The organism is Mycobacterium sp. TH-M116, from assembly GCF_057473685.1.
This window is the reverse complement of sequence record NZ_JBYCLC010000022.1, coordinates 18,429-27,527: the sequence shown is the minus strand read 5'-3', so window position 1 is coordinate 27,527 and position 9,099 is coordinate 18,429. Positions and strand designations below refer to the sequence as shown.

At 69.2% G+C, this 9,099-nt stretch carries 10 protein-coding genes; 6 read left to right on the top strand and 4 right to left on the bottom strand.

Annotated features, from left to right (window positions below; genetic code table 11):
* The first annotated feature begins 169 nt into the window (after positions 1-169).
* From AC2VOK_RS00830 to AC2VOK_RS00820, 3 genes are read left to right on the top strand one after another with little or no spacing between them, the layout of a single operon-like run.
* A complete protein-coding gene (locus AC2VOK_RS00830) occupies positions 170-961 on the top strand; it encodes an alkaline phosphatase family protein (RefSeq protein WP_428898781.1) in 792 nt (263 codons plus the stop codon).
* A gap of 53 nt (positions 962-1,014) precedes the next feature.
* Positions 1,015-2,343: a protein export chaperone SatS gene (gene satS, locus AC2VOK_RS00825; protein ID WP_428898779.1), complete on the top strand. Its 1,329-nt coding sequence runs from the start codon at positions 1,015-1,017 to the stop codon at positions 2,341-2,343.
* Positions 2,344-2,398: 55 nt separating this feature from the next.
* Entirely contained in the window at positions 2,399-3,382 is a 984-nt protein-coding gene (locus tag AC2VOK_RS00820; RefSeq protein WP_428898778.1) for a VWA domain-containing protein, read from the top strand.
* 4 nt (positions 3,383-3,386) lie between these two features.
* On the opposite strand, the gene AC2VOK_RS00815 is transcribed toward AC2VOK_RS00820, so the two are convergent.
* A complete protein-coding gene (locus AC2VOK_RS00815) occupies positions 3,387-4,394 on the bottom strand; it encodes a VWA domain-containing protein (protein ID WP_428898777.1) in 1,008 nt (335 codons plus the stop codon).
* A 237-nt stretch (positions 4,395-4,631) separates the two neighbouring features.
* Between AC2VOK_RS00815 and AC2VOK_RS00810 the strand changes: the two genes are divergently transcribed.
* The gene (locus AC2VOK_RS00810; RefSeq protein ID WP_428898776.1) at positions 4,632-5,279 is read left to right on the top strand and encodes a GAP family protein; all 648 of its coding nucleotides are present in this window, start codon (positions 4,632-4,634) and stop codon (positions 5,277-5,279) included.
* A 119-nt stretch (positions 5,280-5,398) separates the two neighbouring features.
* Here the strand turns inward: AC2VOK_RS00810 and AC2VOK_RS00805 are convergent, their stop codons facing one another.
* Genes AC2VOK_RS00805 through AC2VOK_RS00795 form a run of 3 tightly spaced genes read right to left on the bottom strand, consistent with a single transcriptional unit; the run spans position 5,399 to position 8,162 of the window.
* Entirely contained in the window at positions 5,399-6,496 is a 1,098-nt protein-coding gene (locus AC2VOK_RS00805; RefSeq protein WP_428898775.1) for an adenosine deaminase, read from the bottom strand.
* Positions 6,493-7,770 carry a thymidine phosphorylase gene (locus AC2VOK_RS00800; RefSeq protein WP_428898774.1) on the bottom strand — a complete coding sequence of 426 codons (1,278 nt, stop codon included), beginning with the start codon at positions 7,768-7,770 and terminating at the stop codon, positions 6,493-6,495. The genes AC2VOK_RS00805 and AC2VOK_RS00800 overlap by 4 nt, the downstream gene beginning before the upstream one ends.
* Positions 7,767-8,162: a cytidine deaminase gene (locus AC2VOK_RS00795; protein WP_428898773.1), complete on the bottom strand. Its 396-nt coding sequence runs from the start codon at positions 8,160-8,162 to the stop codon at positions 7,767-7,769. The genes AC2VOK_RS00800 and AC2VOK_RS00795 overlap by 4 nt, the downstream gene beginning before the upstream one ends.
* Before the next feature lie 191 nt (positions 8,163-8,353).
* On the opposite strand from AC2VOK_RS00795, the gene sdhC reads away from it, so the two are divergent.
* Together sdhC and AC2VOK_RS00785 are read left to right on the top strand one after the other, a co-directional pair.
* A complete protein-coding gene (gene sdhC / locus AC2VOK_RS00790; protein ID WP_428898780.1) occupies positions 8,354-8,692 on the top strand; it encodes a succinate dehydrogenase, cytochrome b556 subunit in 339 nt (112 codons plus the stop codon).
* A complete protein-coding gene (locus AC2VOK_RS00785; protein WP_428898772.1) occupies positions 8,689-9,093 on the top strand; it encodes a succinate dehydrogenase hydrophobic membrane anchor subunit in 405 nt (134 codons plus the stop codon). Before sdhC ends, AC2VOK_RS00785 begins: the two co-directional genes overlap by 4 nt.
* Positions 9,094-9,099: the final 6 nt, after the last annotated feature.

Genomic DNA, 9,099 nt, shown 5'->3' with positions numbered 1-9,099 from the left:
TACGTTCGCGCAGCGGACCCGCTACCGCCCATAGAATGCCCGGGTGCGGGGCAGGGGAACGCTGCAAGGCAAGCTGCGTCGAGCCGTCGGGCCGGCCACGACCGTGGCGCTGGCGGCGGTGCTGGCGCTGGCCGGGCCGCTGGTCACTCCACCGGCCGCGGCGCCGCCGATGTCTTCGGGGGTTGATCTGGCGGCCGTCGCCGTACCGCAGCTGGCTCACGTGGTCATCGTGATCGAGGAGAACCGCGCGGCGGCCAACATCATCGGAAACAAGGCGGCACCGTTCATCAACGCCCTGGCCGCGCGTGGCGCGAACATGGCCGCGTCGTTCGCCGAGACTCATCCCAGCGAACCGAACTACCTGGCGCTGTTCGCCGGCAGCACGTTCGGGGTGACCACCGACGCATGCCCGGTCAACGTCGGCGCGGCCCCCAACCTGGCGTCCGAGCTGCTGGCCGCGGGCTACACGTTCGCCGGGTTCTCCGAGGGGCTGCCCACGGTCGGCTCACCGGTGTGCAGCGCGGGCAAGTATGCGCGCAAGCACGTGCCCTGGGCGAACTTCACCAATGTGCCGCCCACCACGTCGCTGCCCTTCTCGGCCTTCCCGATGGGAAATTACGCCGCCCTGCCCACGGTGTCGTTCGTCATCCCCGACAACGACCACAACATGCACGACGGCACCATCCCGCAGGCCGACGACTGGCTCAACCGCAACCTCTCGGGGTACGCCAACTGGTCCGTGGCGAACAACAGCCTGCTCGTCGTGACCTGGGACGAGGACGACAACTCCAGCCGCAACCGGATCCCGACCGTGTTCTACGGGGCCCACGTGCGGCCCGGCACCTACGGCGAGCAGATCAGCCACTACAACGTGCTGTCGACGCTGGAGCAGATGTACGGGCTGCCCAAGACCGGGTATGCCGCGAACGCGCCGGTGATCACCGACATCTGGGCAGGCTGAACCCGAAGGTCCCGGGGCCGTCACTGTCGTGTGCCGTCGCTATTGTGTGCCGCATGGCTGCTGACCTCGTGCCCATCCGACTGAGCCTGTCCATCGGTGACCGCCACACCCTGTGGGCGCCACGCTGGCGCGACGACGGTGACGAATGGGAGGCGTTCCTGGGCAAGGACGAGGATCTGTTCGCCTTCGAGTCCGTGGCCGACCTGGTCGCGTTCGTGCGTTCGGACACCGACAACGACCTCGTCGACCACCCCGCATGGAAGGAACTGGCCTCGTCGCACGCGCACTCACTCGATCCCGCCGAGGACGGGCGGTTCGACCTGGTCGCCGTGGAGGAATTGGCCGCCGAGAAGCCGACCGAGGAGTCGGTGGCCACGGTGGCGCGCGCGCTGGCGATCGTGTCGTCGCTCGGATCGGTGTGCGAGCTGCCGGCTGTGTCGAAGTTCTTCAACGGCAACCCGAGCCTGGGTACGGTCACAGGCGGAATCGCGAACTTCACCGGCAGGGCCGGTCACAAACGCTGGAACCTCATCGCCGAGATCATCGGTCGGGGCTGGGATGACGTGCTCACCGCAATCGAGGGGATCATCACCAGCCCCGAGGTCGCCGCCGCGCTGTCCGCACAGGCCGCCGAGGAACTCGCCGAGGAACCCCAGGAAGAGCCGGACACCGACGAGACCGACGAGACCGACGAGGATGCGTCCGACGAGGACCCCGCGGCCGACCAGACCGGGGAGTCTGAAGAGTCCGGTGAGTCCGGGGAGAAAGCTGGGGAGGAAACCGCCGACCAGGATGAGGCGCGCGCGCCCGGCGACACCATCGTCCTGGGCGGCGACGAAGACTTCTGGCTCCGAGTGGGCATCGACCCGATCCGAATCATGATGAGTGCCGGCACGTTCTACACCTTGCGCTGCTACCTCGACGACGAGCCGGTCTTCCTCGGCCGCAACGGGCGGATCAGCGTGTTCACCTCGGAACGGGCGCTGGCCCGCTACCTGGCCGACGAGCACGACCACGACCTGTCGGACCTGAGCACCTATGACGACATCCGCACCGCGGCGACCGACGGCTCACTGGCCGTCGAGGTCACCGACGACAACGTCTACGTCCTCAGCGGGCTGGCCGACGACCTGGCCGACGGGCCGGACGCCGTGGACCGCGACCAGCTCGACCTGGTCGTCGAGTTGCTCCGCGACGTCGGCGACTACGCCGAGGACCCGGTGGTGGACACTGCGCTGGAGCCGGGCCGGCCGCTGGGCACGCTGGTGGCCGCCGTACTCGAGCCCGGTTCGGTGACCAAGCCGGGCCCGCCGTACGCCGCGGTGGTGCGGGAGTGGGAGAAGCTCGAACAATTCGTCGACGGGCGGCTCAGGCGCGAGTAGGGCGCGAACAGCCACCGCGGTTTGACGGGCCTACCGGAGTCCTCTTTACTGGCGGGTGTCGTTTCCCGGGGTCGGCCCATTGCCCCTGTACGGATTCCAGCGCCCGGCCCTGTTGCTGTTCGGCCTGGTTCCGCTGGCCCTGCTGGGGGTATACCTGCTCGTCCAGTCCCGCCGCGCGCGGCGACTGCGGCGGTTCACCGAGGCCCAGGTGCCGCAGTCGGTGTGGCGGCACCTCCCGATCGCCGTGTCGCTGCTGAGCCTGGCCCTGCTGACCGTCGCGCTGGCCACCCCGACTCATGACATGCGCATACCGCGCAACCGCGCGGTCATCATGCTCGTCGTCGACATGTCCCAGTCGATGAAGGCCACCGACGTCGACCCCAACCGGCTCAAGGCCGCAGAGCAGGCGGCCGGCCAGTTCGCCGCCCAGCTGACCCCGGGCATCAACCTCGGGCTGGTCGGATTCGCCGGAACCCCCTACCTGCTCGTACCGCCGACCCCGCAGCACCAGGCGACGGTCGATGCCCTCAAGAAGCTGGAGTTCGGCGACGGCACCGCCACCGGCGAGGCCATCTTCACCGCCCTGCACGCGATCGGGGCCGCAGACGTCACCGGGGGCGACTCTCCCCCGCCGGCCCGGATCATCCTGCTGTCCGACGGGGCCGAGAACAAGCCGTCCGATCCCCAGGATCCGCACGACGGCGCCTACACGGCCGCGCGCCTGGCCAAGGACCAGGGGGTGCCGGTCTCGACGATCGCGTTCGGGACGCCGACCGGCGAGATCGACCTGGACGGGGTGCGGGTCGCGGTCCCCGTCAAGCCAGACCAGATGAAGACGATCGCCCGGCTCTCCGGCGGCCAGTACTACACCGCCACCAACATCGGCGAGCTCGAGAAGAGCTACGACAACATCGAGAACGAGATCGGGTACCGCACCGTGGCCGGTCCCGGCAGCGCCGGATGGCTACGGCTCGGCGTGATCACCGCCGTGCTGGCCGCGGCGATGGCCTTGTTGATCAACCGGCGCCTGCCCGTCTGAGCGCTCAGGACGGCAGCCTGCGGTTCAGCAGCAGACCGGCCAGCACGGCGCCGCCGAGGGCCAGCGTGCCCAGCAGCATCCACGGCAGGCTCGCGTCACCTCTCACGGTCTGGTAGCCGATCTGGCGCTGCAGCGTCTCATAAACCCGCTTGAGCGATTCCAGGCTGTCGGCGTGGAACGACTGACCGCCGGTGATCTCGCAGATCTTCTGCAACGTCTCGTCGTCGACCGGGACGGGGATGGTGGCGCCCTGGTATTCGACGGTGCCGTCGGGCGTGCCGAAGGAGATCGTCGATATCTCGATGCCCTGGGATTTCGCGGCGCGCGCCGCGGTGAAGGCCCCCTGCGGGGCATTGGGGTCCAGCGGGACGTTCTCGGCGCCGTCGGATTCCAGCACGATGCGCGCCGGCGGGGGGCCGTCGCCGCCGCCCAGCACCGCGCCGACCGTCGCGATGGCCTGCATCGCGGTGAAAATCCCTTCTCCCGTTGCGGTTTTCGGAGCCGGCTCCAAGCCGTCGATCGCCGACTTCACGGCAGCCCGGTTCGTGGTCGGTGCGACCAGCAGCGTGGCATTGGCCGCGAACTCGACCAGTCCGAGGTTGATGGCCGGCGTCAGCTCGTCGGCGAACTGCTTGCCCGCCACTTTCGCGGCGGCCAGCCGGGTCGGCGGGACATCGGTGGCTTCCATGGATTCCGAGACGTCGATGACCAGCATCACCACCGCGCGGTTGAGCGGAATCCGGACATCCGACGTCGGCCCGGCCATCGCGGTGGTCAGCAGCACCAGCGACATGGCCAGCAGGATTGTCGGTACGTGGCGCCACCGGCTGGGACGCGGCGGGGCGACACTTTCGAGCACCTCCATGTTGGCGAATCGCAGCACCCGCCGACGGCGGGCGAACTGCTGTGTGACGTAGGCGCCCAGCACCAGTAGCACGACCAGCAGGAACAGAAAGAACCACGCGTTCTGGAAACCGGTGAGCGAGACCGGACCCAACAGAGGCAACTTCATTTGCCGTCACACTATATTTGCCGCCACACTATGCGTCGCAACGTGAGGCTGCACAGCCCGTCGCCCGCGGGCGGTCGGCGATGCCTTGACGGTGGTCGGGCACGCGGACGACATACCCGAGGGGGTACGGTATCGGAAATTTTCGTCACTCCGCCGCGGGCAGCCGCCCCGGCCATACTTGACGGACTGGACGCGGTCGGGGGGCATGGGGTGGAATTATTCGGACCGTGGGGTCTGATGGTCGCGAAGCTGGCCGCACCGGCGTTTGTGGTGGCGCTTTCCCCGGTACCCGTCGTGTTGACGTTGGTGCTGCTCGTCCACAACGACCGGCCCCGGTCGTCCAGCATCGCCTATCTGCTGGGCAGGTTGGTCTCGCTGACCGCGTTGACGACGGCATCCATGCGCATCCCGCGGTTGTTCGACAGCCTGAAGGGTCCGGCACCGCCGTGGACCGATTGGTTGGTCGTGGGGATCGGGGCGGCACTCGTCGCATTCGGCGCGTGGGTGTGGCGGCGGCGTGGCCGGACCGCCAATGAGACGGGCTGGGACAGCAGAGCCGGGCGCATCACTCCGTCGGTTGCGGCCGCGATCGGGATCTTCCCCATGCTGGCCAACCCGAAAGTGCTTGCGGCCAGCGCGGCTGCGGGAACACAGATCGCCACCGTCGGGTTGCCGGTGGCCGGGACGGCGGCGGCCGTCGCCTGCTATGCCGCGCTGGCAAGCTCGACCGTAGCCGCTCCCGTGCTGGCCTACGTTGTCGTCGGGCCGCGCATCGACCCGCTGCTCGATCAGGTCAGGCGCTGGATCCAGCATCGCCGCCATGCGATGACAGCGACGACCCTCGTCATCGGGGGCATCACGATGGTGCTGTACGGATTCTCCTGAGGCGTCTCATCGCGCCGATCTGTCCCGTGTTGGCGTGCCCCCTCGTATGATCCCCACTCGTGCATCGCGAGTGGCTGTTGGTGGACATGACCGGCGACGAGCCCGAAACGGCCGCCGGCCTAGCCGATCAGCACCGCGTAGCGCGGCTTGATCACCTCGTCGATGATCGCTAGTCGCTGGTCGAACGGGATGAACGCCGACTTCATCGCGTTGATGGTGAACCGCTCCAGGTCGCTCCACCCGTAGCCGAACGCCTGCGCCAATCGGTGCATTTCCACGCTCATCGAGGTGTCGCTCATCAGCCGGTTGTCGGTGTTCACGGTGACCCGGAACCGGGCGCGGGCCAGCAGATCGAACGGGTGATCCGAAATGCTCTTGACCGCGCCGGTCTGCACATTGGAGCTCGGGCACAGCTCCAGCGGGACGCGCTTGTCCCGCAGGATCGAGGCAAGCCGGCCCAGCCGGACCTGTCCGGCTTCGGGACCGCTGCCCAGCACGTCGATGTCGTCGACGATACGGACCCCGTGACCCAGCCGATCGGCGCCGCAGAACGCGATCGCCTCATGGATGGACGGCAGCCCGAACGCCTCACCGGCGTGGATCGTGAAGCGCGCGTTGTTGTCCCGCATGTACTCGAACGCGTCCAGGTGCCGCGTCGGCGGGTTGCCGGCCTCGGCCCCGGCGATGTCGAACCCGACGACGCCCCGGTCCCGCCAGCGGATCGCCAGCTCGGCGATCTCGCGGGACACCGCGGCGTGACGCATGGCGGTGACCAGCAGCCGCACCACGATCGGGCGGCCCGCGTCGGCGCAGGCCTTCTCCCCGTCGACGAAGCCGGTCAGCACGGCGTCGACGATCTCGTCGAAGGACATCCCGCGGTCGATGTGCAGCTCGGGGGCGAACCGGATCTCGGCGTAGACCACCGCATCGGCGGCCAGGTCCTCCACGCATTCGTGGGCCACGCGGTACAGCGCGTCGGGGGTCTGCATCACGGCCACCGTGTGCGAGAACGGTTCGAGGTAGCGCTCCAGCGAACCGCTGTGCGAGCGGGTGCGAAACCAGGTCGCCAGCTCGTCGACGTCGGTGGCGGGCAGCCCGTCGTAGCCGGTCGCACCGGCGATGTCGATCACGGTCGACGGGCGCAGGCCCCCGTCGAGGTGATCGTGCAGCAGGGCCTTGGGTGCCTTCGCGATCTGCTCGAGGTCCAGGTCGCTCATGTAAGGATCCGTTCGATGATCAGTGGCCTGGGCTGCGGGGGTGTGTCGCCGACCCCGAAGCCGCCGTCCAGCTCGGCGATCGCGGCGCCGAGACGTTCGGGGGTGTCGGTGTAGAGCGTGAACAGCGGAGCCCCCGGCGCCACCGGCTCCCCCGGGCGGCGGTGGATCCTGATGCCGGCACCCGGCTGCACGGCCCCGCCGGGGCGGGATCGCCCCGCCCCGAGCCGCCAAGCCGCCATACCCACCGCCATCGCGTCGATATCGCCCATTGTGCCGCCCCGGGCGGCGGTCAGGGTCTCGGAATGCGCACCGATGGGCAGCGGTACCGACAAGTCCCCGCCCTGGGCGGCGACCAGCCGGCGGAACAAGTCCATCGCGGTGCCGTCGCGCAGCGTCCGGGCGGGGTCGCGGCCGTCGATCCCGGCGAGCTGCAGCATCTCTGCGGCCAGCGCCAACGTCAGCTCCACCACGTCCGGAGGGCCGCCGCCGGCCAGCACCTCCAGCGACTCGGTGACCTCGAGCGCGTTGCCGACAGTCGCGCCCAGCGGGGTGTTCATGTCCGTCAGCAGCGCGCGGGTGGGCACCCCGTGGGCCGCACCCAGCTCGACCATGATGTGCGCCAGCTCCCGGGCCTGCGCCGGCGAGGACGTCAGCGCCCCGGAGCCGACCTTCACGTCGAGCACCAGCGCACCCGCCCCCTCGGCCAGCTTCTTGCTCATCACCGAGCTGGCGATCAGCGGCGGCGACTCGACGGTGCCGGTGATGTCGCGCAACGCGTACAGCTTGGCGTCGGCTGGGGCCAGCTCGCCGGCGGCGAAGATCGCCGCGCCGACCTGCCGAAGCTGTTCGCGCACGCGCCGATTGGACAGTTCGGCGGTGAACCCGGCGATGGACTCCAGCTTGTCCAGGGTGCCGCCGGTGTGCCCGAGCCCGCGGCCCGACGCCTGGGGCACCGCCGCCCCGCAGGCCGCGACGACGGCCACGAGCGGCAGGGTGATCTTGTCGCCGACCCCGCCGGTGGAGTGCTTGTCGACGGTCGGGACGGGCAGGTCGGTGAAGTCGAGCCGCGCGCCCGAGGCCAGCATCGCCGCGGTCCACCGCGCGATCTCGGCGCGGTCCATGCCGCGCCACACGATCGCCATCAGCAGCGCCGACATCTGTTCGGCGGCGACGGCGCCGTGGGTGTAGGCGTCGATCACCCAGTCGATGGCGGCATCGGAGAGTCGGCCGCCGTCGCGCTTGGTCCTGATCACCGTCGGGGCGTCGAACGTCATGAACGAGCCAGGTCGTCGGGACCGAAAGCGTCGGGCAGCAGGTCGCCGAGCCGGCGAGGCCCGGCAGGATGGTCGATCAGCAACCCGGGGCCGCCGTGCTCGAGCAGCACCTGACGGCACCGCCCGCACGGCATCAGCGGCGCCCCCGTCGCGTCGACGCAGGACAGGGCGACCAGGCGCCCGCCTCCCGTCGCGTACAGCGCGGACACCACCGAGCACTCGGCGCAGAGACCCAGGCCATAGGAGACATTCTCCACATTGCAGCCGATGACCACCCGGCCGTCGTCGACCAGCGCCGCCGCACCCACCGCGAAGCGCGAATACGGCGCGTACGCGTAGGCCGAGACATCAATTGCTTTGCAGCGCAATGCATTCCAGTCCAACTCTGGCACAGCGCACCCCGTTCACCGACGCTCGACGTGAGTAAGCCACCCTAACCCGGGCCGCAACGCGGCCGGGTTAGGCTGGAAATTCCGGGAAGGCGGTGAACACAGTGTCGAGTACGCAGGCGTCGACCGCGGGCCCGGTGCAGGCGGGACGCAGGCGGCGGCCGCCCCGCACCCTGTATCGGGGCGACCCCGGCATGTGGTCGTGGGTGCTGCATCGCATCAGCGGCGCAACGATCTTCTTCTTCCTGTTCGTCCACGTCCTGGACACCGCACTGGTGCGGGTGGCCCCGCAGGCCTACGACGAGATGGTCGCGAGCTACAAGACGCCGGTCGTGGGCCTGATGGAGTTCGGACTGGTCGCCGCCGTGCTGTACCACGCGCTCAACGGGATCCGGGTCATCCTGATCGACTTCTGGTCCGAGGGGACGCGCCACCAGAGACTGATGCTGTGGGTCGTCGGCGTCGTCTTCCTGCTGCTCATCGTCCCGGCCGGGGTGGTGATGGGCATCCACATGATGACGCAACCCCGATGAGCCGCCCCGCCGGCCTGGACAACCCGCGCGCCCCGCGGCGGCGCCCCGGCGTCGGAAACTTCGAGAAATACGCGTGGCTGTTCATGAGGTTCTCCGGTATCGCGCTGGTGTTCCTGGCGATCGGGCACCTGTTCGTGATGCTGATGTGGGACGACGGGGTGTACCGCATCGACTTCAACTATGTGGCGCAGCGCTGGGGGTCGCCGTTCTGGCAGACGTGGGACCTGCTGCTGCTGTGGCTGGCGCAGCTGCACGGCGGCAACGGCCTGCGCGTCATCATCGACGACTACAGCCGCAAGGACGGAACCCGGTTCTGGCTGAACTCGCTGCTGGCGGTGTCGATGCTGTTCACGCTGGTGCTTGGCACCTACGTGCTGCTGACCTTCGACCCCAACATCTGAGAGGGT

Excerpts from the sequence above, each read along its gene's own strand:
- AC2VOK_RS00830 (WP_428898781.1), top strand. The coding sequence starts at position 170 with ATGTCTTCGGGGGTTGATCTGGCGGCCGTCGCCGTACCGCAGCTGGCT.
- satS (WP_428898779.1), top strand. The coding sequence starts at position 1,015 with ATGGCTGCTGACCTCGTGCCCATCCGACTGAGCCTGTCCATCGGTGAC.
- AC2VOK_RS00815 (WP_428898777.1), bottom strand. The coding sequence starts at position 4,394 with ATGAAGTTGCCTCTGTTGGGTCCGGTCTCGCTCACCGGTTTCCAGAAC.
- AC2VOK_RS00810 (WP_428898776.1), top strand. The coding sequence starts at position 4,632 with ATGGTCGCGAAGCTGGCCGCACCGGCGTTTGTGGTGGCGCTTTCCCCG.
- AC2VOK_RS00805 (WP_428898775.1), bottom strand. The coding sequence starts at position 6,496 with ATGAGCGACCTGGACCTCGAGCAGATCGCGAAGGCACCCAAGGCCCTG.
- AC2VOK_RS00800 (WP_428898774.1), bottom strand. The coding sequence starts at position 7,770 with ATGACGTTCGACGCCCCGACGGTGATCAGGACCAAGCGCGACGGCGGC.
- sdhC (WP_428898780.1), top strand. The coding sequence starts at position 8,354 with ATGTGGTCGTGGGTGCTGCATCGCATCAGCGGCGCAACGATCTTCTTC.
- AC2VOK_RS00785 (WP_428898772.1), top strand. The coding sequence starts at position 8,689 with ATGAGCCGCCCCGCCGGCCTGGACAACCCGCGCGCCCCGCGGCGGCGC.